This window comes from Actinomadura sp. BRA 177, assembly GCF_013372625.1.
Taxonomy (GTDB): Bacteria; Actinomycetota; Actinomycetes; order Streptosporangiales; family Streptosporangiaceae; genus Spirillospora.
The window spans coordinates 1-25016 of record NZ_JABXFD010000182.1; the positions used below are offsets into that span (position 1 = coordinate 1).

The 25016-nt window shown below is 72.8% G+C and carries 25 protein-coding genes and 2 pseudogenes; 11 read left to right on the forward strand and 16 right to left on the reverse strand.

The window, feature by feature from the left end:
• The 3 genes and pseudogenes from HUX53_RS06125 to HUX53_RS40765 all read left to right on the forward strand — a co-directional run.
• Positions 1-253: pseudogene (locus tag HUX53_RS06125) on the forward strand (hypothetical protein); the annotation flags it as partial.
• A gap of 62 nt (positions 254-315) precedes the next feature.
• Positions 316-1605, forward strand: coding sequence for a CocE/NonD family hydrolase (locus HUX53_RS06130; protein ID WP_255204978.1), 1290 nt, complete (start codon positions 316-318; stop codon positions 1603-1605).
• Positions 1527-2033, forward strand: a complete 507-nt coding sequence (locus tag HUX53_RS40765; protein ID WP_309237073.1) for a CocE/NonD family hydrolase — start codon at positions 1527-1529, stop codon at positions 2031-2033. Before HUX53_RS06130 ends, HUX53_RS40765 begins: the two co-directional genes overlap by 79 nt.
• Here HUX53_RS40765 and HUX53_RS06135 read toward each other — a convergent pair.
• The 9 genes from HUX53_RS06135 to HUX53_RS06175 all read right to left on the reverse strand — a co-directional run bounded on the left by HUX53_RS06135 (position 2030) and on the right by HUX53_RS06175 (position 9093).
• Entirely contained in the window at positions 2030-2875 is an 846-nt protein-coding gene (locus HUX53_RS06135) for a RimK family alpha-L-glutamate ligase (RefSeq protein WP_176402190.1), read from the reverse strand. The genes HUX53_RS40765 and HUX53_RS06135 overlap by 4 nt on opposite strands.
• A 25-nt stretch (positions 2876-2900) precedes the next feature.
• Entirely contained in the window at positions 2901-3662 is a 762-nt protein-coding gene (gene hisF / locus HUX53_RS06140) for an imidazole glycerol phosphate synthase subunit HisF (protein WP_176402191.1), read from the reverse strand.
• On the reverse strand, positions 3659-4378 hold the full coding sequence (gene priA, locus HUX53_RS06145) for a bifunctional 1-(5-phosphoribosyl)-5-((5-phosphoribosylamino)methylideneamino)imidazole-4-carboxamide isomerase/phosphoribosylanthranilate isomerase PriA (protein WP_176402192.1): 720 nt from the start codon (positions 4376-4378) through the stop codon (positions 3659-3661). The genes hisF and priA overlap by 4 nt, the downstream gene beginning before the upstream one ends.
• Positions 4379-4425: 47 nt before the next feature.
• The gene (gene hisH, locus HUX53_RS06150; RefSeq protein ID WP_309237074.1) at positions 4426-5061 is read right to left on the reverse strand and encodes an imidazole glycerol phosphate synthase subunit HisH; all 636 of its coding nucleotides are present in this window, start codon (positions 5059-5061) and stop codon (positions 4426-4428) included.
• Positions 5058-5228, reverse strand: coding sequence for a hypothetical protein (locus HUX53_RS06155; protein WP_176402194.1), 171 nt, complete (start codon positions 5226-5228; stop codon positions 5058-5060). The genes hisH and HUX53_RS06155 overlap by 4 nt, the downstream gene beginning before the upstream one ends.
• A 2-nt stretch (positions 5229-5230) precedes the next feature.
• The gene (gene hisB / locus HUX53_RS06160) at positions 5231-5824 is read right to left on the reverse strand and encodes an imidazoleglycerol-phosphate dehydratase HisB (protein ID WP_176402195.1); all 594 of its coding nucleotides are present in this window, start codon (positions 5822-5824) and stop codon (positions 5231-5233) included.
• Positions 5821-6909 carry a histidinol-phosphate transaminase gene (locus HUX53_RS06165; RefSeq protein ID WP_176402196.1) on the reverse strand — a complete coding sequence of 363 codons (1089 nt, stop codon included), beginning with the start codon at positions 6907-6909 and terminating at the stop codon, positions 5821-5823. The genes hisB and HUX53_RS06165 overlap by 4 nt, the downstream gene beginning before the upstream one ends.
• Complete coding sequence (hisD, locus tag HUX53_RS06170) at positions 6906-8213, reverse strand: histidinol dehydrogenase (protein WP_176402197.1); 1308 nt, start codon at positions 8211-8213, stop codon at positions 6906-6908. The genes HUX53_RS06165 and hisD overlap by 4 nt, the downstream gene beginning before the upstream one ends.
• Before the next feature lie 67 nt (positions 8214-8280).
• Entirely contained in the window at positions 8281-9093 is an 813-nt protein-coding gene (locus HUX53_RS06175; RefSeq protein WP_176402198.1) for a PhzF family phenazine biosynthesis protein, read from the reverse strand.
• A 182-nt stretch (positions 9094-9275) separates the two neighbouring features.
• On the opposite strand from HUX53_RS06175, the gene HUX53_RS06180 reads away from it, so the two are divergent.
• Together HUX53_RS06180 and ybaK are read left to right on the forward strand one after the other, a co-directional pair.
• Complete coding sequence (locus HUX53_RS06180) at positions 9276-9938, forward strand: LON peptidase substrate-binding domain-containing protein (protein WP_176402209.1); 663 nt, start codon at positions 9276-9278, stop codon at positions 9936-9938.
• Positions 9939-9960: 22 nt separating this feature from the next.
• Positions 9961-10476, forward strand: a complete 516-nt coding sequence (gene ybaK / locus HUX53_RS06185) for a Cys-tRNA(Pro) deacylase (RefSeq protein ID WP_176402199.1) — start codon at positions 9961-9963, stop codon at positions 10474-10476.
• Here the strand turns inward: ybaK and HUX53_RS06190 are convergent.
• Entirely contained in the window at positions 10360-10977 is a 618-nt protein-coding gene (locus HUX53_RS06190) for a hypothetical protein (protein WP_309237075.1), read from the reverse strand. The two genes, ybaK and HUX53_RS06190, sit on opposite strands and share 117 nt — an antisense overlap.
• A gap of 128 nt (positions 10978-11105) precedes the next feature.
• Here HUX53_RS06190 and HUX53_RS06195 point away from each other — a divergent pair, with 128 nt between their 5' ends.
• Positions 11106-11822 (forward strand): DUF6882 domain-containing protein, encoded by a 717-nt coding sequence (locus tag HUX53_RS06195; RefSeq protein WP_176402200.1) that lies wholly within the window; start codon positions 11106-11108, stop codon positions 11820-11822.
• 1 nt (position 11823) lies between these two features.
• Here the strand turns inward: HUX53_RS06195 and HUX53_RS06200 are convergent, their stop codons facing one another.
• Both HUX53_RS06200 and dnaE read right to left on the reverse strand, forming a co-directional pair.
• The gene (locus HUX53_RS06200; protein ID WP_176402201.1) at positions 11824-12222 is read right to left on the reverse strand and encodes a hypothetical protein; all 399 of its coding nucleotides are present in this window, start codon (positions 12220-12222) and stop codon (positions 11824-11826) included.
• On the reverse strand, positions 12222-15752 hold the full coding sequence (gene dnaE, locus HUX53_RS06205; RefSeq protein ID WP_176402202.1) for a DNA polymerase III subunit alpha: 3531 nt from the start codon (positions 15750-15752) through the stop codon (positions 12222-12224). Before dnaE ends, HUX53_RS06200 begins: the two co-directional genes overlap by 1 nt.
• A 377-nt stretch (positions 15753-16129) precedes the next feature.
• On the opposite strand from dnaE, the gene HUX53_RS06210 reads away from it, so the two are divergent.
• From HUX53_RS06210 to HUX53_RS06220, 3 genes are read left to right on the forward strand one after another with little or no spacing between them, the layout of a single operon-like run.
• Positions 16130-16552, forward strand: a complete 423-nt coding sequence (locus tag HUX53_RS06210) for a chorismate mutase (protein WP_309237076.1) — start codon at positions 16130-16132, stop codon at positions 16550-16552.
• Complete coding sequence (locus HUX53_RS06215; protein ID WP_176402203.1) at positions 16549-17259, forward strand: AzlC family ABC transporter permease; 711 nt, start codon at positions 16549-16551, stop codon at positions 17257-17259. The genes HUX53_RS06210 and HUX53_RS06215 overlap by 4 nt, the downstream gene beginning before the upstream one ends.
• Positions 17256-17567 carry an AzlD domain-containing protein gene (locus HUX53_RS06220; RefSeq protein WP_176402204.1) on the forward strand — a complete coding sequence of 104 codons (312 nt, stop codon included), beginning with the start codon at positions 17256-17258 and terminating at the stop codon, positions 17565-17567. Before HUX53_RS06215 ends, HUX53_RS06220 begins: the two co-directional genes overlap by 4 nt.
• A 3-nt stretch (positions 17568-17570) precedes the next feature.
• On the opposite strand, the gene HUX53_RS06225 is transcribed toward HUX53_RS06220, so the two are convergent.
• The 3 genes from HUX53_RS06225 to HUX53_RS06235 are packed head-to-tail and all read right to left on the reverse strand — an operon-like array spanning position 17571 to position 19482.
• Positions 17571-18503: an RluA family pseudouridine synthase gene (locus HUX53_RS06225; RefSeq protein ID WP_176402205.1), complete on the reverse strand. Its 933-nt coding sequence runs from the start codon at positions 18501-18503 to the stop codon at positions 17571-17573.
• On the reverse strand, positions 18503-19129 hold the full coding sequence (locus HUX53_RS06230) for a signal peptidase II (RefSeq protein ID WP_176402206.1): 627 nt from the start codon (positions 19127-19129) through the stop codon (positions 18503-18505). The genes HUX53_RS06225 and HUX53_RS06230 overlap by 1 nt, the downstream gene beginning before the upstream one ends.
• Positions 19102-19482: a TraR/DksA C4-type zinc finger protein gene (locus HUX53_RS06235; protein ID WP_255204983.1), complete on the reverse strand. Its 381-nt coding sequence runs from the start codon at positions 19480-19482 to the stop codon at positions 19102-19104. The genes HUX53_RS06230 and HUX53_RS06235 overlap by 28 nt, the downstream gene beginning before the upstream one ends.
• A gap of 672 nt (positions 19483-20154) precedes the next feature.
• On the opposite strand from HUX53_RS06235, the gene ileS reads away from it, so the two are divergent.
• A complete protein-coding gene (gene ileS / locus HUX53_RS06240) occupies positions 20155-23328 on the forward strand; it encodes an isoleucine--tRNA ligase (RefSeq protein WP_176402208.1) in 3174 nt (1057 codons plus the stop codon).
• 127 nt (positions 23329-23455) lie between these two features.
• Complete coding sequence (locus HUX53_RS06245; RefSeq protein WP_309237077.1) at positions 23456-24229, forward strand: DUF1707 domain-containing protein; 774 nt, start codon at positions 23456-23458, stop codon at positions 24227-24229.
• A gap of 39 nt (positions 24230-24268) precedes the next feature.
• Here the strand turns inward: HUX53_RS06245 and HUX53_RS06250 are convergent.
• Positions 24269-25016 (reverse strand): annotated as a pseudogene (locus HUX53_RS06250) (hypothetical protein); the annotation flags it as partial.

Here is a 25016-nt window from a genome sequence, read left to right on the forward strand (position 1 = left end):
CGCCGTGGCGGCGGCCACCGCGGCCGGGTCGCCCGGGGCCCGGACGGCGTCGCGCGCGGCGGGGACGGTCGCGGCGATCGCGCACCAGGTCCACGGCGCGCTCGGCGTCACGGAGGAGCACGTCCTCCGCACGGTCACGCTGCGGCTCTGGTCCTGGCGGGACGAGTACGGAAATGAGACCGCATGGGCGGACGAACTGGGCGCAGCGGCGGCCGCGGCGCCCGACCCGTGGGCGTTCCTCACCGGGACGTGACGATTGCCCTCGCCGCCGGCGGATATGCTACTAGGCAGTAGTAAACCGCGTACGGAGGCGGCATGGCGCTCTGGGACCGACTGCCCGCTCCACCGATCAGGCTGCCGAACCCCCGGGGACTGTCCCGCTACACCGTCGAGCGCGACCTGCCGGCGACCATGCCGGACGGCGTGACCCTGCTCGCCGACCGGTACGTCCCCGCCGGCGTCGAGCGCCCGCCCACGATCCTCGTGCGGACGCCCTACGGCCGGCGCGGTCCCGCCGCCCTGGCCAACGGTCTCCTGTTCGTCCCCTTCGGGTTCCAGCTGGTCGTGCAGAGCGCGCGCGGGACGTCCGGTTCCGGCGGCGAGTTCGACCCGCTCGGCAGCGAACGCGACGACGGGCTCGCCACCGTCGCGTGGATGAAGCGGCAGCCCTGGTTCCACGGCACGTTCGCGACCTTCGGCCCCAGCTACCTCGGCTACTCGGCGTGGGCGATCGCGGCCGAGGCGGGCCCCGAGCTGAAGGCGATGTCGCTGCAGATCACCGCGTCCTCGTTCCGCGACGCCGCCTACGTGGGCGGGTCGTTCGCGCTGGAGTCCGCGCTGACCTGGACGGACCTGACGCACCGGCAGCAGCGCCCGCTCGGCATGATCACCGCGCCGCTGACCGCCCGGCGCCGCGCCCTGCGCGCCGCGCGCTCCGGCCGCCCGCTCGCCGAGCTGGACGTCCTCGCGGGCGGCGAGCCGATGCGCTTCTACCAGGACCTGCTCGCCAACCACGCCTGCACCGGCCATGCCGTCCCCAACGGCTACTGGGACCGCCGCGACTTCAGCGGCACCGTCGGGCAGGTCGCCGCACCGGTGAACCTCCTCGGCGGCTGGTACGACGTGTTCCTGCCGTGGGAGATCAGGGACTACCTCGCGCTGCGCGCCGCCGGGCACGTCCCGTACCTGACGATCGGCCCGTGGTGGCACACCGACGCCCGGCACGGCCTGCCGGGCATCCGCGAGTCGCTCGCCTGGTTCCGCGCCCACCTGCAGGGCGACCCGTCCGGGCTGCGCCGCGACCCCGTCCGGGTCTACGTCACCGGCGCCGGCGAGTGGCGGCACTACCGCGACTGGCCGCCGCCGGGCACCCGGCAGGCGCGCTGGCACCTGCACGCCGGGCCGTCGAGCCAGCGCGGCCTAGGGGAGGACGGCCCGCAGGAGCACCCGCCGAGCACCTACACCTTCGACCCGGCCCACCCGACGCCCGCGCTCGGCGGCCCACCCTGCTCGGCAGCTCCCGACCGGTGGACAACCGCCCGCTGGAGCGGCGCCCCGACGTCCTGGCGTTCACCTCCCCCGCCCTCACCGCCGACCTGGACGTGATCGGCCCGGTCGGCGCGGACCTGTTCGTCCGCTCCGACCGCGCGTGCACCGACTTCATCGTCCGGCTCTGCGACGTCGCGCCGGACGGGACGTCCCGCAACGTCTGCGAGGGCGGCCTGCGGCTGCCCGCGGTCGCCGAGAAGCCCGTCGGGACGGACGGCGTCCGCCGCATCGCCGTCGACCTGTGGCCCACCGGCCACCGCTTCGCGCGCGGCCACCGGATCCGCGTCCACGTCACCAGCGGCGCCCATCCCAAGGTCGCCGTGAACCCGGGCACCGGCGAACCCCTGGCCACCACCGAGACGCGCATGGTCAAGGCCCACCAGGAGGTCTTCCACGACCCGGACCACCCGTCCGCCATCATCCTCCCGATCGCGGAACGCTCCCCCGAGGCGGCCGTCCCGGCGCCCGAGGAGGACCCGGTCTAGAGCCGGGCGGCGATCGCCTTGGCGAAGCTTTCGGCGCTGCCGGGGGCGTGGTGGAGGTAGAGGTTGGGTTCGGTCAGTTCCAGCTCGATGATCAGCGGGGATCCGTCCGGGCCCGGGATGAGGTCGACGCGGGCGTAGAGGAGGTTCTCGCCACCCGGGACGGCGGCGAGGGCGCGGTTCGCGACGTCCAGTTCGGCCTCGGTCGCGGTGGAGGCGCTGACCTGGCCGCGCGTCCTGTCGTTCCGGACGGGGCCTTCGATGCCCGCGCCGGCGGTGAGGATCTGCGCCTTGCGGCCGGCGTGGCTGTACTCGCCGTCGCAGAAGACCAGGGCCGTCTCCCCCACGGAGTCGACCGCGGACAGGTAGGGCTGGACCATCGCCGTCCGTCCGGCGTCGCGCAGCGAGCGCAGGTGGGCGCGAGCCCGCTCCTCCTCGCCGGGGCCCCAGCGGGCCGTGTCGCCGGAGCCGATCGAGACCGCCGGCTTGATGACGTACTCGGGCCATTCGGACGGGATGTCGTCCGGGTCCCAGAGCGTCGGGACGACGGGCACGCCCGCGCCGGCGAGGTCGCGGAGGTAGCGCTTGTCGGTGTTCCAGCGGATGACCTCCGCCGGGTTGAGAACGCGCGGCAGGCTCTCCGCCCACGCCACGAACTCGTCCCGCCGGGACGTGTAGTCCCAGGTGGAGCGGACGACGACCAGGTCGTAGCGGGACCAGTCGACGTCGCCGTCCCAGACGACGGGCTCGGCCTCGGCGCCCAGGGAGCCGAGCGCGCCGACCAGATCCCGGACGTCGTCACTTCCGTCGGGCAGCAGCGAACACGTCGCCAACGCGATGGTCATACCGGGGGGTTCCTCTACAGCGGATTCAGCGGACGGGGTTGCCCGCCGCACGCAGGGCGGTCTTGACCTCGGAGATCTTCAGCTCCCCGAAATGGAAGACGCTGGCGGCGAGGACGGCGTCGGCGCCCGCTTCCACGGCGGGTGCGAAGTGCTCCACCGCCCCGGCGCCGCCGCTGGCGATCACCGGTACCGTCACCGTCTCCCGGACGCGGCGGAGCATCTCCAGGTCGAACCCGGCCTTGGTGCCGTCGGCGTCCATCGAGTTCAGCAGGATCTCCCCGACGCCCAGCTCCTCGCCGCGGCGGGCCCACTCGATCGCGTCGATGCCCGTCCCCTTGCGGCCGCCGTGCGTGGTCACCTCGAAGCCCGACTCGGTGCCCTCGGCCCGTCGCGCGTCCACCGAAAGGACGATGCACTGCGACCCGAACCGGTGCGCGGCCTCCCGCAGGAACTCCGGCCGCGCGATCGCCGCCGTGTTGATCGACACCTTGTCGGCCCCGGCGCGCAGCAGCCGGTCGACGTCCTCAACCGTCCGGACGCCGCCGCCGACGGTCAGCGGGATGAACACCTGCTCGGCGGTGCGGCGCACCACGTCGTAGGTCGTGGACCGGTCGGCGCTGGACGCGGTGATGTCCAGGAACGTCAGCTCGTCGGCGCCCTCGGCGTCGTAGCGGCGCGCCAGCTCCACCGGGTCGCCGGCGTCCCGCAGGTTCTGGAAGTTGACGCCCTTGACCACGCGCCCGGCATCGACGTCCAGGCACGGGATCACCCGCACGGCCACGGTCACTTCACGGCCTCCAGGGCTTCCTCCAGCGTGAACGCCTGCGCGTAGAGCGCCTTGCCGACGATCGCACCCTCGACCCCGTCGGAGACGAGACCGGCCAGGGCCCGCAGGTCATCGAGCGACGAGACGCCGCCGGACGCGATGACGGGCTTGTCGGTGCGGGAGCAGACCTCGCGGAGCAGCTCGGTGTTGGGGCCGCGCAGCGTCCCGTCCTTGGTGACGTCGGTGACCACGTAGCGGGGGCAGCCGTCGTCCTCCAGCCGGGCGAGCACCTCCCACAGGTCGCCGCCCTCCCGCGTCCAGCCGCGCGCGGCGAGCGTCGTGCCCCGCACGTCCAGCCCCACCGCGATCTTGTCGCCGTGCGAGGCGATGATCTTCCGGCACCACTCCGGGTTCTCCAGCGCCGCCGTGCCGATGTTGACGCGGGCGCAGCCGGTGGACAGGGCCGCCTCCAGCGACGCGTCGTCGCGGATGCCGCCGGACAGCTCCACCTTCACGTCCAGCCGCCCGGTCACCTCGGCGAGCAGCTCCCGGTTGGAGCCGCGGCCGAACGCCGCGTCCAGGTCGACCAGATGGATCCACTCCGCCCCCGCCTTCTGCCAGGCGAGCGCCGCGTCGAGCGGGGCGCCGTAGGAGGTCTCGGTGCCGGCCTCGCCCTGGACCAGGCGGACCGCCTGGCCATCGGCGACATCGACGGCGGGAAGGAGCGTCAGAGTCATGCGGAAACCCTATCGAGGCTGATGGGACGGGGTGATCGGGCGTGTTCTCAGGCGATCGTGGAGAGCCAGTTGCGCAGTAGGTGCGCGCCGGCGTCGCCGGACTTCTCCGGGTGGAACTGGGCGGCGCACAGCGGGCCGTTCTCGACGGCGGCGACGAAGCGGTCGCCGTGCTCGGCCCACGTCACCAGGGGCGGGGCGATCGTGCCGGACGGGTCGGGCTCCAGGTCCCAGCTGCGGGCGGCGTAGGAGTGGACGAAGTAGAACCGCTCGCCCGCCAGGCCGTCGAAGAGAACGGACCCCTCGGGGACGTCCACGGTGTTCCAGCCCATGTGCGGGACGACCGGCGCGTCCAGGCGGTCGACCGTGCCCGGCCATTCGCCGCAGCCCTCGGTGGTGGTGCCGTGCTCGATGCCCTTGGTGAACAGGATCTGCATGCCGACGCAGATGCCGAGGACCGGGCGCCCGCCCGCGAGGCGGCGGCCGATGATCTGGTCGCCGCGGACCGCGCGCAGGCCCGCCATGCAGGCGGCGAACGCGCCGACGCCGGGGACGACCAGGCCGTCGGCGTTCAGCGCGGCGTCCCAGTCGGCGGTGACGGTCACGTCGGCGCCGGCCCGGGCCACGGCGCGCTCGGCCGAGCGCAGGTTGCCGGACCCGTAGTCCAGGATGACGATCCTCGTCACAGCCACATCACTCCCCCGGCGAACGCGAGCCCGGCGAGGACGAGCAGGATCAGCGCCCCGAACTTGATGCCCTGCTTGATGAAGCTGTAGACGCCCGCCAGCAGGAACACCCCCACCGCGAAGACCACGATGTTGCCGTAGGTGAGGTGCGCGTCGCCGATCTCCACGGCTACAGGGCCCCCTTGGTGGACGGGATGCCGTGCACCTTCGGGTCGAGCGCCACCGCGTCGCGCAGCGCGCGGGCGAGGGCCTTGAACTGCGCCTCCACGATGTGGTGGGCGTTGCGCCCGTACGGGACGTGCACGTGCAGCGCCACCCGCGCGTTCGACACGAACGACTCGAAGATGTGCCGGGTCATCGTGGTGTCGTACTCGGGGCCGATCATCGGGGCCATCCCGTCCGGCTCGACGTGCACCAGGTAGGGGCGGCCGGAGACGTCCACGGTGACCTGCGCGAGCGCCTCGTCCAGCGGGATGGACGCGTCGGCGAAGCGGCGGATGCCGGCCTTGTCGCCGAGCGCCTCCCGGAACGCCTGGCCGAGCGCGATCGAGGTGTCCTCGATCGTGTGGTGGCTGTCGATGTGCAGGTCGCCGGACGTCTTGACGGTCAGGTCGAACGACCCGTGCTTGCCGAGCTGGGCCAGCATGTGGTCGAAGAACCCCACGCCGGTCGCGACGTCGACCTGCCCGGTCCCGTCCAGGTCGATCTCGACGAGGACCTGGGTCTCCTTGGTCCCGCGTTCGATCCGTCCCTTGCGCGTCACAGACTCTCCTTCAGTGCGGTGCGGAACGCCTTCATCTCTTCGGGGGTGCCGACGCTGACCCGCAGCCACTCGGGCGGCCCCACCTCGCGGATCAGCACGCCGCGTTCCAGCAGGTTCTCCCAGACCCTACGCCGGTCCGGGAACGTCCCGAACAGGACGAAGTTGGCGTCGGAGTCGGCCACCCGGAAACCCTCGGCGCGCAGCCACGCGACGATCTCGTCGCGCTCCCGGCGCAGGGCCTCGACGCCGCCGAGCAGCTCCGCGCCGTGGGCGAGGGCGGTGCGGGCGACGGCCTGGGTGACGGCCGACAGGTGGTAGGGCAGCCGGACGAGCAGCAGCGCGTCGAGCACGGCGGGGCCGGCGGCCAGATAGCCGAGCCGGGTCCCGGCCATCGCGAACGCCTTCGACATCGTCCGGGTGACGATCAGGCGCGGGTTGCCGTCCAGCAGCGTGAGGGCGGACGGCGTCTCGGCGCGGCGGAACTCCGCGTACGCCTCGTCGACGACGACCATGCCCGGCGCGACCTCCAGCACCGCCTTGATCGCGTCCAGCGGCAGGGCGGTGCCGGTCGGGTTGTTCGGCGAGGTGAGGAACACCACGTCGGGGCGGTGCTCCTCGACGGCGGCGATGGCACGCTCGGGTTCGAGGCCGAAGTCCTCGTCGCGGAAGGCGTTCACCCAGCGGGTCCCCGACACGGCGGTGATGATCGGGTGCATCGAGTAGGACGGCTCGAAGCCGAGCACGGTGCGGCCGGGCCCGCCGAACGCCTGCAGGATCTGCTGGATGATCTCGTTCGAGCCGTTCGCCGCCCACACCCGGTCGACCGTGAGGCCCGCGGTGGGCGTGTCGGTGTTGAGGAACGCGGCGAGGTCCTCGCGGAGCGCGGCGGCGTCGCGGTCGGGGTAGCGGTTGAGGGTCCCGCCGACGTCCATGACGGCGTCGCCGAGGGCCTTCACCAGCCGCTCGGACGGCGGGTACGGGTTCTCGTTGGTGTTCAGCGCGTACGGGACGTCCAGCTGCGGCGCGCCATAGGGTTCGCGGCCGCGCAGGTCGTCCCGCAGCGGCAGGTCGTTCAGCGAGGTCACGAAGGAATCTCCCAATCGAAGCGGGCCTTCAGTGCGGCGCCGTGCGCGGGCAGGTCCTCGGCCTCGGCGAGCGCGACCACGCGCCCGGTGGCCTCGGCAAGGGCGTCCCGGTCGTACTCGACGACGTGCACGCCGCGCAGGAACGACTGGACCGACAGCCCGGACGAGTGGCAGGCGCACCCGCCGGTCGGCAGGACGTGGTTGGATCCGGCGAGGTAGTCGCCGAGCGACACCGGCGCGTGCGGCCCCACGAAGATCGCGCCGGCGTTGCGGACGCGGGCGGCGACCGCGGCGGCATCGGCGGTCTGGATCTCCAGGTGCTCGGCGGCGTAGGCGTCGACGACCTTCAGGCCGTCCTCGACGCCGTCCACCAGGACGATGCCGGACTGCCGCCCGGCGAGCGCCTCGATGATCCGCTCGGTGTGCTTGGTGCGCGCCACCTGGGCCTTCAGCTCGGCCTCGACCTCGTCGGCGAGCCGCACCGAGCCGGTGACGAGGACGGCGGCGGCGAGCGTGTCGTGCTCGGCCTGGCTGATCAGGTCGGCGGCGACGTCCACCGGGTTCGCGGTGCCGTCGGCGAGGATCGCGATCTCGGTCGGCCCGGCCTCGGCGTCGATGCCGATCACGCCCTTGAGCAGCCGCTTCGCGGCGGCGACGTAGACGTTGCCGGGCCCGGTGACCAGGTCGGCGCGCGGGCACTCGCCGGTGCCGTAGGCGAACATCGCGATCGCCTGCGCGCCGCCTGCGGCGTAGACCTCGTCCACGCCGAGCAGCGCGCACGCGGCCAGGATGGTCGGGTGCGGCAGCCCGCCGAAGTCCTTCTGCGCGGGCGAGGTCACCGCGAGCGACCCGACGCCCGCCTCCTGCGCCGGCACCACGTTCATGACCACGCTGGACGGGTACACCGCTCGCCCGCCCGGCACGTACAGGCCGACGCGCTCGACCGGGATCCACCGCTCGGTGACGGTGCCGCCGGGCACGACCTGCGTGGTGACGTCGGTGCGGCGCTGGGCGCGGTGCACGACGCGGGCGCGGCGGATGCTCTCCTCCAGCGCGTCCCGGACGGCGGGATCGAGGTCGGCGAGGGCCTGGTGGACGGCCTTCACCGGGACGCGCGTGCTCTCCAGCTCGACCCCGTCGAACGCCTTCGTGTGCTCCCGTACCGCCGCCGAGCCGCGATGGCGCACGTCCTCGCAGATGGGCCGCACCTTGTCCAGGGCGGCCTCGACGTCGAGTTCGGCGCGGGGCAGCACGGAGCGCAGGTCGCCGGGAAGCGAGCCGCGCAGGTCGATACGGGAAATCACGCGTCCCAGTCTACGGAGTGCCTCCGGCCCCTCGCGCACCGTCTCACGTCCCGAGACGCGGCGCGTCTCAGGCGTTGAAGGCCCCGTCCAGGACGGTCACGGCCGTTCCAGACAGGATCACCCGGTCGCCGCGCAGCACGACGCGGACGGCCCCGCCGCGCACGGACGCCTGGTACCCGGTCAGCGTGTCGCGGCCGAACCGTCCGGCCCAGTAGGGCGCGAGGGCGGTGTGCGCGGAGCCGGTGACCGGGTCCTCGGCGTCGCCGGGCAGGACGCGCGGCGCGAAGAACCGGGACGTGAAGTCGTGCGCCCGCCCGGGGTCGGCCGCCGCCGTGACGATCACGCCGCGCGCGTCGATCGCGGCGAGCGCGCGGATGTCCGGGGCGGCCTTCCGCACGGCCGTCTCGTCCGCGACCTCCACCAGCAGGTCGTTCTGGACGTTGCGCCCGGCGCGGAGCACCTGGAGGCCGAGCGCTTCCGGCAGCCCCTCGGGGACGTCGATCGGCTCGGCCGGGCAGACCGGGAAGTCCATCGACAGCGACCCGTCGCCCTCGCGGGTGACGGTGAGGACGCCGCTCTTGAGCGTCCGGAACCGGATCGGACGGTCCGGCGCCACCGTCCCGGTCTCGTAGAGGGCGTGCGCGGAGCCCAGGGTGGCGTGCCCGCAGAGTGCGACCTCCATAACGGGCGTGAACCAGCGCAACTCGAAATCGGCGCCGTCGTCGACGACGGGACGGACGAACGCCGTCTCCGAGTGCTTCATCTCGGCGGCGACGCGCTGCATCCAGTCCGGGTCGGCGGCGTCCCGCAGCAGGCACACGCCGGCCGGGTTGCCGGTGAACGGGCGGTCGGCGAAGGCGTCGACGACGAGCATCCTCATGCCGCCGACGCTACCGGCCGGTCCGTTCCGGAGGCATGGCCAATCACCGGGTATTGGCCCGCGCTGATGACAACGCCTTCACATGCTGAAAAAGCCTCCCTTACCAAGATCATCAATATCGACGTACGCTGGCGGGCGAGGGCGTCCGCCCGGCGGCGCCCAGGAACGCGGGAGTGAGAAGTGTGACCGAGCGGCTCGCCCTGTTCCCCCTCGGCACTGTGCTGTTCCCGGGGCTGCTGCTGCCCCTGCACCTGTTCGAGGACCGCTACCGCCGGCTGGTCGGCGACCTGCTGGAGCGGCCCGAGCCGCGCGGGTTCGGCGTCGTCGGCATCGAACTCGGCCACGAGGTCGGCGAGGGCGCCGCGCACCGGCTCGCCGAGATCGGCTGCGTCGCCGAACTGCGCGAGGTGACCCCGCACCCCGACGGCCGCTACGACATCGTCACGGTCGGGACCCGCCGGTTCCGGGTGAAGGAGCTCGACCGGTCGCGCCCCTACCTGCAGGGCGAGGTCGAGTTCCTGCCCGAGGAGCCGGGGAGCGACCCCGGCCCGATGGCGGCGCGCGTCCGGCGGCTGTACCGGGTGTACCGGCACCGGCTCGGCGCCGCCGGCGCCGGACCGGCCGAGGAGGACCCGCCGCCGGACGACCCGGTCGCGCTGTCCTACCTGGTCGCCGCGTCGCTGATCCTGGACGGCCACGACAAGCAGCGCCTGCTGGAGTGCGAGGACGCGGCGCTGCGGCTCGCCGCCGAGCGGGACCTGCTGGCCCGGGAGAACCGCATCCTGAACGTGCTGCCCATGATCCCCGCCGGGCAGTTCCTGGACGGGTCGTTCACCGCGAACTGACCGGTCACGGCAGACTGCCCCCATGAGCACTGCCAAGGCCAAGGGCGGCAAAGCGGGCAAGGGTGGCAAGGGGACGCCGGCGACCGTCGCGGCGGCGAACGCCGGGATCGAGTACACGCTGCACGCCTACGAGGCGGACCCGAGCGCCGAGTCCTACGGCGAGGCCGCCGCCGACGCGCTCGGCATCCCGTACGGGCAGATCTTCAAGACGCTCCTCGCGGAGGTCGACGGGCGGCTCACGGTCGGGATCGTCCCGGTGTCGTCCAGCCTGGACCTGAAGGCGCTCGCGGCGGCGGCCGGCGGCAAGAAGGCGCAGATGGCCGACCCGAGGGACGCCGAGCGCGCCACCGGGTACGTCGTCGGCGGGATCAGCCCGCTCGGGCAGCGGCGGCGGCTGCCCGCCGTGGTCGACGCGTCGGTGTCAGCGCTCGGGACCGTCTACGTCTCCGCCGGTCGGCGCGGACTCCAGATCGAACTCGTCCCCGCCGACCTCGTCCGCCTCACCGGCGCCGCCGTCGCCGCGATCGCCCGGGGGTAGCCGCCGGACGGCGACCTCCAGCAGCCCGTACGCCGCCACGGCCGACACCGGCCAGAACATCAGGACGCCCGTGGCGCGCAGGTCGGCGACGCCGGTGACCTCGGTGCCGTCGCGCGCGTTGCGGACCGCGTCCTGGAAGCCGCCCAGCCCGATCATGTGCCCGGTCTTCCAGGCCAGCACGGCGGCGGCGCACCCGCCGGCGGCCAGGCCCAGCAGCAGCGCGACGTCGTTGCCGCGCCCGCCCGCCAGATAGGCGGCGACCCCGCACAGGATCCCGGCGACGAGGGTGATGAGGGCGAACCGCGCGTCGGTGCCGATCGGGCCCTGTCCTTCCGGGTCGGCCAGCAGCGCCTCACCCTGGACGATCACGAATGTCACCGGGGGAGCGATCTTGGCCCACAGCAGGCCCGCGAGCGGCCCGATCACCGCCATGATCGCGGCGGTCGCGGCCCCCGTCACCCAGAGCCTCGTCGCGAAGAGCCTCCCGGTGGGTCGCCGCACCTCGTACGCTCCTAGGTGTGAGTGCTCTGACAGCGAAAGCCTAGCCTGCCCGGTTCGGCCGATCGACTCTCGAAGGGTGTCCGATTCCCGCCCACGACCGCCCCGATTACTGGGATAATGTGCCCGACATGTCCGGATTCAGTCCTGCGTTCGAACGCCTCGGCGCCGCGCGCGCGGCCGTCGTCCTGCAGCAGCAGGAGACGCTCGCCGAGTTCCTGCCGCGCGAGGACTGGAGCGCCGACCTGACCGCCCGCACCTACACCAGCGGCGGCGTCACGGTCCGCGTGTCGCTGCTCGGCAGCTACGCGGCCCGCGAGCGCACCTGGCTGTGGGGCTGGGCGAACCCGCAGTTCGGCGACGCGCACCCGGCGGTCACCCCGACGCTGGTCATCCGGGCGGTCGGGGAGCGGCTCGCCATCCCCGAGTTCACCACCCCCGAGGTCGACCTGTCCTGGTACGAGGGCCCGGCCGGGCACGGCGGCGAGCTGATCGCGATGGCCGCCGGCGGCGTCCTCGGCGGCGCCGGCTACATCGGCGCCGGCTACGACGGCGGCTCGGCCTACCTGCACGTCGACGACCCGCAGGTGCCGCACGCCCAGTGGGACCCGGTCCCGCTCCCCCGGCTCCTCGCCAACGCCGCGAGCCTGTTCCCGCACGAGCCCCGCCTGACGCTCGCCGGACTCCTCTCCCACCACCGCGTCGCCTACCGGCAGACCGCCGAGCAGACCGAGGTCACGCTCCCCGGCGGCGGCACCGCGCACGCCGCCTTCGACGGCCTCGGCCGCTTCGTCGACTGGAAAGCCGAACTGACCCCCGCCGCCGTCCCGTCGGCGGTCGGCCCCTAGCTCAGGGGCTCGTCCAGCGGATCGCGCCGTCCTCGTCCACGGTGAAGCGGGTGCGCGGAACCTCGGCCTTGTCGTAAGGGGACTCGGAGGACGGCGGCAGCGGGCGGGGCGTCCGCTGCTTCAGCGCCCGGTGGACGGGGCACGGGCAGTCCGCGTCCAGCGGCGCGGGGCAGGCGGTGACCGCCTCGCGGAAGGCGGCGGTGTCGCCGGCGTCCATCCGCCACCACCAGTACTTCTCGTAGCCGGCCGGGTCGCCGGTGTCCCAGTCGTCGTAGCTGTAGTACTCGATCACCGCGCCGCCGCAGGCGGCGCAGGTGCTCACCGAGTAGCGGGTCGCCGCCGAGTCCGCCAGGATGAGCAGGCGCGCCGGCGCGGGCTCCGCGCAGCACCGGACGGCCATCAGCCGAGGCAGGACGGGCCGAGGAGCTGCTTCAGGTCGCCCATCAGGGCCGGGGACGGCGCCACGCGGAGCCGGTCGTCCAGCCGGACGACCGTGGTGCGCGGGCCGTTCTGCAGGTGCAGGTGCACCTCCGCCGTGCCCGGGTGGGTGACCAGGACCTCCTTGAGGCGGGAGACCGTGGGGGGCGTGCAGCGGCCGAGCGGCATCGTGACCGACAGCGGGCCGGTCGCGTCGGTGATCGTGAGGTCGGGCTGGGTGACCTCCATCGCGATGATCTTCGCGACGTCCTCGCGGCGGTCCAGCTTGCCCTTGACGATCAGGATCGCGTCCTCGGCCAGCAGCGTGGAGCACAGCTGGTAGGACGAGGGGAAGCACAGCACCTCGATGGAGCCGCCCAGGTCCTCCAGCTGGAACATCGCCCACGAGTTGCCCTGCTTGGTGACCTTGCGCTGCAGCCCGGACAGCAGGCCCGCGACGATCACGATCTGGCCGTCCGGCCGCTCGCCGCCGTTCAGCACCGCGATCGTGCAGTCGGCCTCGCGCTCCAGGATGTGCTCGACGCCGAGCAGCGGGTGGTCGGACACGTACAGGCCGAGCATCTCCCGCTCGAACGCGAGCAGGGTGGTCTTGTCCCACTCCTCGCCCTCGGGGATCGCGACGGCGAACGCGTCCTCTCCGCCGTCGTCCTCCAGCGCGCCGAACAGGGAGTCCTGGCCGACGGCCTCCTTGCGCTTGAGGTCGATGACCGAGTCGATGGCCTGCTCGTGCACCATCAGCAGCGCCTTGCGCTCGTGGCCCAGCTCGTCGAACGCGCCCGACTTGATCAGCGACTCCACGACCCGCTTGTTGCACACCTGCGGCGGGACCTTGTTGAGGAAGTCGTTGAAGTCGGTGTAGGCGCCCTTCTCCCGGCGGGCCGCGACGATCCCGTCCACCACGTTGTGGCCGACGTTGCGGACCGCCGACAGGCCGAAGCGGATCTCGGTGTCGCCCAGCGGGGTGAAGTCGGCCTCGGACGTGTTGACGTCCGGCGGCAGGACCTTCAGCCCCATCCGGCGGCACTCCGACAGGTACAGGGCGCTCTTGTCCTTGTCGTCCCCGACGGACGTGAGCAGGCCCGCCATGTACTCGGCCGGGTAGTTCGCCTTCAGGTACGCCGTCCAGTAGGACACCAGGCCGTACGCGGCGGAGTGCGCCTTGTTGAACGCGTAGTCGGAGAACGGGACGAGGATCTCCCACAGCGTCTTCACGGCCTCCTTGGAGAAGCCGTTGTCCACCATGCCCTGCTCGAAGCCGACGTACTGGGCGTCCAGCTCCGCCTTCTTCTTCTTGCCCATCACGCGGCGGAGCAGGTCCGCCTTGCCGAGCGTGTAGCCCGCCACCTTCTGCGCGATCGCCATGACCTGCTCCTGGTAGACGATCAGGCCGTAGGTCGTGTCGAGGATCTCCTTGAGCGGCTCCGCCAGCTCCGGGTGGATCGGGGTGATCTCCTGCTGGCCGTTCTTGCGCAGCGCGTAGTTCGTGTGCGAGTTCGCGCCCATCGGGCCCGGCCGGTACAGGGCGCCGACGGCGGAGATGTCCTCGAAGTTGTCCGGCTTCATCAGCCGCAGCAGCGCGCGCATCGGGCCGCCGTCGAACTGGAACACGCCCAGCGTGTCGCCGCGCGCGAGCAGGTCGTAGGTCGGCTGGTCGTCCAGCGAGAGGCCGAGCAGGTCGACGTCGACGTCCTTGTTCTTCTTGATGCCCTTGAGCGCGTCGTCGATGATCGTCAGGTTGCGCAGGCCCAGGAAGTCCATCTTCAGCAGGCCGAGCGTCTCGCAGGTCGGGTAGTCGAACTGCGTGATGATCGCCCCGTCGGCGTCCCGGCGCATGATCGGGACGTGGTCGGTGATCGTCTCACCGGACATGATGATCCCGGCCGCGTGCACGCCGGTCTGCCGGATCAGCCCCTCCAGGCCCTGCGCCAGGTCCATGATCTGCTTGACGTCGGTCTCTTCCTCGTACAGCTTGCGCAGCTCGCCCGCCTCGCCGTGGCGGGGGTGCTTGTCGTCGAAGATGCCCGACAGCGGGATGTCCTTGCCCATCACCGCGGGCGGGAACGCCTTGGAGATCCGGTCGCCGAGCGCGTACGGGAAGCCGAGGACGCGGCCCGCGTCCTTGATCGCGGCCTTCGCCTTGATCGTGCCGAACGTGGCGATGAAGGAGACCTTGTCGGCGCCCCACTTCTCCGTCGTGTACTTGATGACCTCGGCGCGCCGGTCTTCCGGGAAGTCGATGTCGATGTCCGGCATGGACGCGCGCTCGGGGTTCAGGAACCGCTCGAAGATCAGCCCGTGCGGGATCGGGTCGAGGTCGGTGATCCCCATCGCGTAGGCGATCAGCGACCCCGCGGCGGATCCGCGCCCCGGCCCGACCAGGATGCCGTTCTCCTTCGCCCACATGATGAAGTCGGCGACGACGAGGAAGTAGGACGGGTACCCCTTGCCGAGGATCACGCCCATCTCGTACTCGGCCTGCTCCTTGTAGCCGTCCGGGAGGCCGTCCGGGAAACGCCGCTCCAGGCCCTTCCAGACCTCCTTGCGGAACCAGCTCTCCTCCGTCTCGCCCTCCGGGACGGGGAAGCGGGGGCTGAGGTCGCGGTACTCGAACATGCCCGCCGGGTCGACCCGCTCGGCGATCATCAGGGTGTTCCGGCAGCCCTCCAGCCACGCGTCCGAGCCGTCGATGCCGCGCATCTCGTCCGCGGTCTTGATGTAGTAGCCGCTGCCGTTGAACCGGAACCGGTCCGGGTCGGCGAGCTGCTTGCCCACCTGGACGCACAGGAGCGCGTCGTGCGCGGTGGCCTCCGACTCGTGGGTGTAGTGCGAGTCGTTCGTCACCACCGGGGGGATGTTGAGCTTCCGGCCGATGTCGAGCAGGCCCTGCCGGACGTTGCGCTCGATGTCGAGCCCGTGGTCCATCAGCTCAAGGAAGTAGTTGTCCTTGCCGAGAATGTCCTGGAAGGTCGCGGCGGCCTTCAGCGCCTCGTCGAACTGGCCGAGCCGCAGCCGCGTCTGGATCTTGCCGGACGGGCAGCCGGTCGTGCCCATCACGCCCTCGGCGTGCTCGGCGAGCAGCTCCTCGTCCATGCGCGCGTACTTGAACACGAAGCCCTCGGTGTACGCGCGGCTCGACAGCTTGAACATGTTGTGCAGGCCGGTCCGGTTCCGCGCCCACAGCGTCATGTGGTTGATCAGCCCGCCGCCGGAGACGTCGTCGCGCTTCTGGCTCGGCTCACCCCACTGGACCTTCTTCTTGTGGTACCGCGACTCCGGCGCCATGTACGCCTCGATGCCGATCACCGGGGTGATGCCCGCGGCCGTCGCGTGCTTGTGGAACTCGTACGCGCCGTGCATGTTGCCGTGGTCGGTCATGGCGATCGCCGGCATCTTCTGCCGGTCCACCTCTTCGAACATCTGCTTCAGCCGGGCCGCTCCGTCGAGCATGGAGTACTCCGTATGGACGTGCAGATGAACGAATGAGTCCGCCATGTGCTGCTGCGCCTCCTGCTCGTCGCATGCGACCGCCCACGTGCCTGGCCGGCACGTGATGGCGATATCGGTCCCGGGGGAAGATCGTCAACCCGGACGGGACGCCGGGATGACGCGGTCCTGAGAGCCTAACCCGCATCGGCCGCCCCACGCGCCCCGACGCGCCCGATCCCCGCGCTCCCCGCGCTCCCCGCGCTCCCCGACCGGCGTCTCAGCACGTGGGACGTCCTGTCCGGAGTTTGGCGGCGCGGGACGGGACCGCCTACCATCGGGACCGTGGAACGTCGCCATTCCAGGTTTACGCAGCCGGCTCCGGGCGAGCCGGTCGCCGCCGCGACCTGAGCGACGACCCCGGAGCCGGCCGAGGCGAAGCCCCCATGGGCTTCGCCTTTTCCATGGACGTCCACCACCAGGCGCGGCCCCGGGCACCGAACCTTCCCCTGCGCGGCCCGCCGCGGCACGAGAGGGAACCCGACATGCACGACCAGGTGATCGACCCCGTCGAACTGCGCGTCGCGCTGCCGTCCGCCGGTGCGATCGGCACGCTCGGCGAGGCCCGGGCGGCGATCGACGAGCTCGACGCCGCCCTCGCCGTCCTGCTGGAGCACCGCGCCGCCGTGGCCGCCGCCGTCCAGCGGCTCAAGCCCGTCGGCGGCTTCGCCGGCCGCGACCCCGGCCGGGAACGCGAGATCGTCGAGGCCATGGCCGAGCGCGCCCCGTCCCTCGGCGCCGAACGGCTCGCCCCCATCGTGAACGCGATCATCGAGGCGGGCCTGGACGCCGCCGAATCCGGCCGATGAGCACGGTGGAGGCGGCCCCGGACGAGCACGTGCCGGACGCGGGAGCGCGGGCCGCGGCCGTCCGGGCCGGGCTGAGCGTGGGCATCGCCGTGGGTGTGTCGGGGCTCGCGTTCGGCGCGGCGGCGGTCACCGCCGGCCTCACCGTCACGCAGGCGTGCGTGCTGAGCCTGCTGACGTTCACCGGCGCGTCCCAGTTCGCGCTGGCCGGCGTGATCGGCGGGGGCGGCGGGCTGGTCGCCGGGACGCTCGGCGCGGTCCTGCTCGGCGGCCGCAACGCCCTCTACGGGATGCGGCTCGCCCGGACGCTGCGGGTGCGCGGCTGGCGCCGGCTCGCCACCGCGCACGTCGTCATCGACGAGACCGCCGCCGTCGCGACCGCGCAGCGCGACCCGGCGGCCGCCCGCGCCGGCTTCTACACCACCGCGATCAGCCTCTACCTCGCGTGGAACGCGACAACGCTCCTGGGCGCCGCCGGCACGGCCCGCCTCGGCGACCCCGACGCCATCGGCCTGGACGTCCTCGGCCCAGCCGCCTTCCTGGCCCTGCTCTGGCCCCGCCTGACCGGCGGCGGGGACGCGGTGCGGGTGGCGTTGGCGGCGCTCGTCATCGCGGTCGCGGCGACGCCGGTGCTGCCGCCGGGGGTGCCGGTCATGCTGGCGGCCGTGGCGGCGTTGCCCGCGCTGATCGGGAAGAGGGGGACGCCGTGAGCGTTTGGATCGCGGTGGTCGTTACTGGGCTCGGCTGTTACGCGCTGAAGCTCGGCGGGCTCGTTACGCCGCAGCGGGTGCTGGATGATCCGCGGGTGCGGCGGTTCACCGAGTTGGTGCCGGTGGCGCTGCTGACCGCGCTGATCGCCGTCCAGGCGCTCGCCGACGGCAAGTCGCTGGACTTCGACCCCGCCCGGCTGGCGGGCCTGGGCGCGGCCGTCGGCGCGCTGCTGCTGCGGGCGCCGTTCCTCGTGGTGCTGATCATCGCCGCCGGTGTCACCGCTGGGCTGCGCCTGCTCGGGCTGTAGCCGTCAGGACTCGGCTTCGACGATCTCCAGGGCGCTGGCCAGGTCGTCCGGGTACGGGCTCTCGAACTCCACCCAGTCGCCCCTGGTGGGGTGCTCGAACCCCAGCCGGGCGGCGTGCAGCCACTGGCGTTTCAGGCCGAGCCGCGCGGCGAGGGTCGGGTCGGCGCCGTAGGCCATGTCGCCCACGCACGGGTGCCGGAGCGCGGACATGTGCACCCGGATCTGGTGGGTGCGGCCCGTCTCCAGGTCGATGTCGAGCAGCGTCGCCGCCCGGAACGCCTCCACCGTGTCGTAGTGCGTGACCGACGGCTTGCCGCCCGCCACGACCGCGAAGCGGCCGTCGCCGGACGGGTGCCGGTCGATGGGGGCGTCGACCGTGCCGCGGAACGGGTCGGGGTGGCCCTGCACCAGCGCCCGGTACCGCTTGTCGATGCGGCGCTCCTTGAACGCGCGCTTGAGCCGCGAGTACGCGATCTCGCTCTTCGCCACGACCATCGCGCCGGTGGTGTTGGCGTCCAGCCGGTGCACGATGCCCTGCCGCTCGGACGCGCCGCTGGTCGCGATCGTGTGGCCGGCGCCGAGCAGCCCGCCGAGGATGGTCGGGCCCGTCCAGCCGGTGGTGGGGTGCGCGGCGACGCCGATCGGCTTGTTCACCACGACGATGTCGTCGTCCTCGAACAGGATGCCCATGCCGGGGACGGGCTCGGCGACCGGGGCGGGCGGCGCGGGCGGCGGCGGGAGCGTGACCTCCAGCCAGGCCCCGGCGTGCAGCCGCTCCGACTTGGTGGCCACCTCGGCGCCGTCCAGCAGGACGTCCCCGGCGGCGATGATGTCGGCGGCGCCGCCGCGCGACAGCCCGAACAGCCGGGCCAGCGCGGCGTCGATCCGCTCGCCCTCCAGGCCGTCCGGCACGTGGAGGCTGCGCACCTCGCCCATCAGGACTTCTTCTCCGGCGCCGTCTCCGGTTCCTCGGGCTCGGGCTCGGGCGGGTCGTCGTCCTTGCCGGTGATGCGCGTCCCGTCGACCTGCAGGCCGCGCGCCGCCAGCAGCACGGCGAGGACGCCGCCGCACACGATCGCCGAGTCGGCCAGGTTGAACACCGGCCAGTGCGGCAGCTGGATCCAGTCGACGACATGGCCCTTCAGCGGCGCCGGTTCGCGCAGCATCCGGTCGGCCAGGTTGCCGACCGCGCCGCCGAGCAGCAGGCCGAGGCAGACCGCCCACGGCACGCTGCGCAGGTTGCGGGCGGTCCGCAGGATGGCCACCACCACGCCGCAGGCGATCAGGGTGAACACGATCGTGTAACCGGTGCCGATGGAGAACGCGGCGCCGCTGTTACGGGTCTCGCGCAGCGTCAGCAGCCCGCCGAGCAGCCGGATCGGCTCCCGGTCCTGCAGCGTCGCCACCACGATGATCTTGGACACGACGTCGGCGGCCAGCGCGGCCAGGGCCACGGCGACCAGCACGCCGACGCGGCGCGGCCGGGAAGGTCCCGTGGACTCCCCGGCCTCGCGCTCTGGGTTCGTTGAGTCGCTCAGCGACGTTCCTCGCGTTGTTTGCATGTCACACACAGGGTCGCACGCGGGAAGACCTGAAGTCGCGCCTTGCCGATCGGCTTGGCGCACGACTCGCAGGTTCCGTACGTGCCGGCGTCCATCCGCTGGACGGCCCGCTCGATCTGGGCGAGCAGGTCCTGTGAATTGTAGGCCAGGGAGAGCTCGTGCTCGCGCTCGTAGGTCTTGGCGCCCGCGTCGGCCTGGTCGTCGCCGGCCCCGTCGCTGCCGTCGCCCTCGGCGATCTGGCTCGCGGACGCGGCGATCTCGGCGCGCAGGCCCTCGATCTGCTCCTGCAGCCCGGCCCGCACCTCGGTGAGCTCCGCGGCCGTCCAGCGGTCCTCCCCCTCGCGCACCGGCAGCTCCGCCGCGGCGGCCGGCTTGTCCGCCGCACTCTTCGCGGCCGGGCTCTTCGCGGCGGGGGCCTTGCGCCGGGACTTGCCCGCGGCGGGACGCGCCTTGGTCGTCCTGGCAGGGGTCTTTCCGGCGGGCAGGGTGCCCTTCGTCGCGCCGGCCATGTCGGCCTCCCTCGCGCTGATCGCCTCGACGGGCAGTGCGGGCAGCATAGGTCCCCTTTCTCGGGCTCGGTAAACAACCTGGGCCGTGGTACCGACCGCTTATGCCCGGTCGCCGATCGCCCGGAAACCCACGCCCGGCGCACGAGATCGCAAAGGAACGCCGCGGCGCCCGCCGGGGCCGGACCCGGCGGAAAGGGGAAGAGCACGGCGTCCGGGTGCGTTAAAGTTCAGACGAGCAGTCGCACGGCAGGCGCTGATGGGGACACCTGCCGCCGAACGCGGCCATGAGCGACCCGGGGACGGTGCGAGCCCGGGGGCGAGCCCGGCGGTCCGATCACCCCTGAGCCGCCGGAAGAACCGTCCCGGACCCCGGTCCGCGGGCGCGGTAGACCCGGCAGCCGAGACTCGAACGAAGCGGGCCGTGCCGTCCGGGCACGGTCAAGGAGGGTGGTACCGCGGGGCGCGCGCCTCGTCCCTCCGGTCAACGTGTTCACGTCGATCCGGAGGTCCGCCATCGTGAGCCGAGGTTTTCGGCCGCTGCCCGCGCAGGTCGATCTGCCCGCCCTGGAGCGGGACATGCTGCGCCGCTGGCAGGAGAACAAGGTCTTCGAGCGGTCGCTGGAGCGCACCGCGTCCGGCGACCCCTGGGTGTTCTACGAGGGGCCGCCCACCGCGAACGGCATGCCGGGCGTCCACCACGTCGAGGCCCGCGTCTTCAAGGACGTCTTCCCGCGCTTCAAGACCATGAAGGGCCACCACGTCCCCCGCAAGGCCGGCTGGGACTGCCACGGGCTGCCCGTCGAGGTCGCCGTGGAGAAGGAGCTCGGCCTCACCGGCAAGAAGGACATCGAGGAGTACGGCGTCGCGGAGTTCAACGCCCGCTGCCGCGAGTCGGTCCTGCGCCACGTGGACGCGTTCGAAGAGATGACCGAGCGCATGGGCTACTGGGTCAACACCGACCAGGCGTACCGGACGATGGACCCCGAGTACGTCGAGGCCGTCTGGTGGTCGCTGAAGCAGGTGTTCGACAAGGGCCTGCTGTTCCGCGACTTCCGCATCACCCCGTACTGCCCGCGCTGCGGGACGGGCCTGTCCGACCACGAGCTGGGCCAGCCCGGCGGGTACGAGACGGTGTCCAGCCCGTCGGTGTACGTGCGGATGCCCGTCACGTCCGGCCCGCTCGCCGAGATGGGCGCCGCGCTGCTCATCTGGACGACGACCCCGTGGACGCTGGTGTCGAACACCGCCGTCGCCGTCCACCCCGACGTCACCTACGTCGCGGCCCGTCCGGCCGGGTCGGACGAGGTGCTCGTCGTGGCCGAGCCCCTGCTCGACCAGGTCCTCGGGGAGGGCGCCGAGCGGCTGGCCACGTATCAGGGCACCGAGCTTGAGCGGACGACCTACCAGCGGCCCTTCGAACTGGTCGACATCCCCGACGCGCACTACGTCGTCCTGGGCGACTACGTCACCGTCGAGGACGGCACCGGGCTCGTCCACCAGGCGCCCGCGTTCGGCGGCGACGACATGACCGTCTGCAAGGCCTACGGGATGCCGATCGTCAACCCGATCGGGCCGGACGGGCGCTTCCTGCGCGAGGTGCCCCTGGTCGGCAACAAGTTCTTCAAGGACGCCGACGAGCCGCTCACCGACGACCTGCGCGCGCGCGGGCTGCTGTTCCGCGGCGGGCACTTCGACCACAGCTACCCGCACTGCTGGCGCTGCCACACGCCGCTGCTCTACTACGCGCTCCCGGCCTGGTACATCCGCACCACGCAGATCAAGGACCGTCTGCTGGAGGAGAACGAGAAGACCAACTGGTACCCCGAGACCGTCAAGCACGGCCGGTACGGGGAGTGGCTGCGCAACAACGTCGACTGGTCGCTGTCCCGCAGCCGCTACTGGGGCACGCCCCTGCCGCTGTGGGTCTGCGGCGAGGATGAGGACCACGTCACCTGTGTGGGGTCGCTAAAGGAACTGGGTGAGCTGGCCGGGCAGGACCTGTCCGCGCTCGACCCCCACCGGCCGTATGTGGACGACGTGACGATCCCGTGCTCGCAGTGCGGGACGGAGGCGCGCCGCGTCCCCGACGTCATCGACGCCTGGTACGACTCGGGTTCGATGCCGTTCGCCCAGTGGGGCGCCCCCTACCGCAACAACGAGGTCTTCGAGAACGCCTACCCGGCCCAGTACATCTGCGAGGCCCAGGACCAGACCCGCGGCTGGTTCTACTCGCTCATGGCCGTCGGGACGCTCGTGTTCGACCAGTCGTCCTACGAGAACGTCGTGTGCCTCGGCCTGATCCTCGCCGAGGACGGCCGCAAGATGAGCAAGCACCTCGGCAACGTGCTGCGGCCCATCCCGCTGATGGACGAGCACGGCGCCGACGCGGTGCGCTGGTTCATGGCCGCGAGCGGGCTGCCCTGGGCGTCCCGCCGCGTCGGGCACGGCGCCCTGGAGGAGATCGTCCGCAAGGTCCTCCTCACGTACTGGAACACCGCGTCGTTCTTCGTCCTGTACGCGAACGCGGCGGAGGCGCAGGGCCGCGCCTGGACGCCGGACCGGCTGTCCGAGGCGCCCGCCCCGGCCGACCGCCCGCTCCTGGACCGCTGGGCGCTCGCCGAGCTGCACCGCACCGTCCGCGAGGTCGACGCGGCGCTGGAGGAGTTCGACACCGCGCGCGCCGGCCGGCGCCTCTCGCAGTTCGTGGACGACCTGTCCAACTGGTACGTGCGGCGGTCCCGGCGTCGGTTCTGGGAAGGCCCGGAGACCCCGGAGGGCTCGGCGGCGTTCGCGACGCTGTACGAGTGCCTGGAGACGCTCACCCGGCTGATGGCGCCGATCGTCCCGTTCATCACCGACCACGTGTGGGACGTCATCCGGCCCGAGGACGGCCCCGAGTCGGTGCACCTCACCGACTGGCCCGCCGTCGACGAGAACCTCGTGGACGAGGCCCTGACCGCCCAGATGGCGCTCGTCCGCCGCCTGGTCGAGCTGGGACGTTCCGCGCGGGCCGCGAGCGGCGTCCGGACCCGGCAGCCGCTCGGCCGCGCCCTCGTCGGCGCCCCCGGCTGGTCCGCGCTGCCGGAGCAGCTGCGGGCGCAGATCTCCGAGGAGCTGAACGTCCTCGGCTTCGAGGAGCTGTCGTCGATCGGCGGCGACCTGGTCGAGTACGAGGTCAAGCCGAACTTCCGGGAGCTGGGCAAGCGCTACGCGAAGGACACCCCGAAGGTCGCCAAGGCGATCACCTCCGCCGACGCGGCCGCCCTCGTGCAGGCGCTGCGCGCGGGCGACGCGCAGGTGGAGGCGGACGGCCTCGGCACGGTGCCGCTGTCGGCGGACGACGTGATCGTCACCGAGCGGCCGCGCAGCGGCTGGGCGGTGGAGAGCGCCGCCGGCGAGACCGTCGCGCTCGACCTCACCGTCACGCCCGAGCTGCGCCGCGCCGGCCTGGTGCGGGAGGCCGTCCGGCTCGTCCAGGAGGCCCGCAAGGCCGCCGGGCTGGAGGTCACCGACCGCATCGAGCTGTGGTGGGAGGCGACCGGCACCGACCTCGCCGAGGCGCTGCGCACGCACACGGAGGAGGTCGCCGGCGAGGTCCTCGCGACCGCGGTGAGCGAGGGCCGACCCGCGGACCTGCCCGCGACCCGCGACGAGGACCTCGGGCTCACCTACTACCTCCGCAAGGCGTGAGGCTCTCCGCCGCGCCCGGACGAAGCAGCGCCCGGACGAAGCCGCGTCCGGGCGAATCCGGGCGCGGCGGAGAACTTTTCCGTAACGGGGGTTCGTCGCGACACATCTCGTTTGCGATGATGGTCCGGTGAGTCTTCCCGAGCAGCCCGCCGGCCCCGAACGTCCGGCCCCGCCGTCCCCGGCGGCCATGCGCGCGTCGGACGCCGACCGCGACGAGGTGGCCGACCGCCTGCGCGAAGCCCTCGCGGAGGGGCGCATCACGGCGGAGGAGCACGCCGAGCGCATCGACGCCGTCTACCAGGCCAAGACGTACGCCGACCTGGAGCCCGTCCTCAGCAACCTGCCGTCCGAGCAGGCGCCGCGGTCCCGGGTCGACCTGCGCAAGGAGCCCGCCCTCGCGCCGCCCCCGGCGCAGTCGCCGAACATCGTGGCGATCTTCGCGGGGGCGCAGCGCAAGGGCCGCTGGCTCGCCGAGCCCACCACCAACGTCGCCTGCGTGTTCGGCGGCGTCGAGCTCGACTACCGGCAGGCCGTGCTCAGCCGGGGCGAGGTGACCGTCAACGTCACCTGCATCTTCGGCGGGGTCGACATCACCGTCCCGCCGGGCGTCCGCGTCACCGGGTCCCCCACCGCGATCTTCGGCGGAAGCGACCTGCCGGAGGACGACGGCGTGGACGCGGACGCGCCCGTCATCCGGCTCACCGGGATGGTGCTGTTCGGCGGCGTCTCGGTGAAGCGCCGCGCGGTCGGCGAGAAGGGCGACCGCCGCGACCGGCACCGGGAGGCCCACGAGCTGCACCGCAGGCACCACGAGGAGCTGCGGGAACTCCACCGGGAGCACCGGGACGCCCGCCGCGAGCGGCTGCGGGAGCTGCGCGAGGAGCGTCACCGCGACCGCTGAGCCGGTATCGGCGGCCGCGCGTCGCGGCCGCCGCCGGTGTCAGTCGCGGGCGTGCTCGCGGTCGGGCTGGCAGACCAGGCAGGGCGTGCAGCCCCGGGACTTCGCCTCGGCGCGGGACAGCGACTCCAGGTCGTCGGCCTCGTCGCCGATGTCCTCGATGAGGGCGCAGTCGACGCGGTGGTAGCGCTTGGTGCCGCTCAGGATGCGCACCTGCGGCCCGTCCCCGGCCGGTTCGCCGGCGGGCTCGTCGTCGTCCTCGGCGGCACCGGACGGCTCGGGTTCAAGGTCGGCCTCGGGCTCCGCCGCCAGGACGTCCGTCTCGTCGGCCGTGTCCTCGGCGTCGTCGCCGGGCTCGTCCTCGGCCGTGTCGTAGGCGTGGCGCGGTTTCGGAGCCGCCGCGTCCGCACCGCCGTACGGCGCGGGCCCGAGGTCGACCGTCACGTCCGGTGACGCGGATTCGGCCTCAGCGGGCCTGTCCCAGGCGGAGCGCGCCTCCGGCTCCCGCTCCAGGGGTTCGGGCTCCTCGGCCGTCTCCGGCGTTCTGGGCGCCTCTCCGGCCGTCTTGCCGAACAGCCCCGAGACGGGCATGTCGGTCAGCGTCGGCCCGGCCGGGTTCGCGGCGGGCTCGTCCGCCCGCGGGATCTCGGCCGTCCACTCGGAGGCCCCGGGCTCGTCCAGACCGGGCTTGTCGAACCGGGGCTTGTCGAACCGGGGCTTGTCAAAGGAGGTCGGTGCGGCGTGCGGCGCGGGCGCCGGCTTGGCGAGGCCCGCCAGGCCGCCCTCGGAC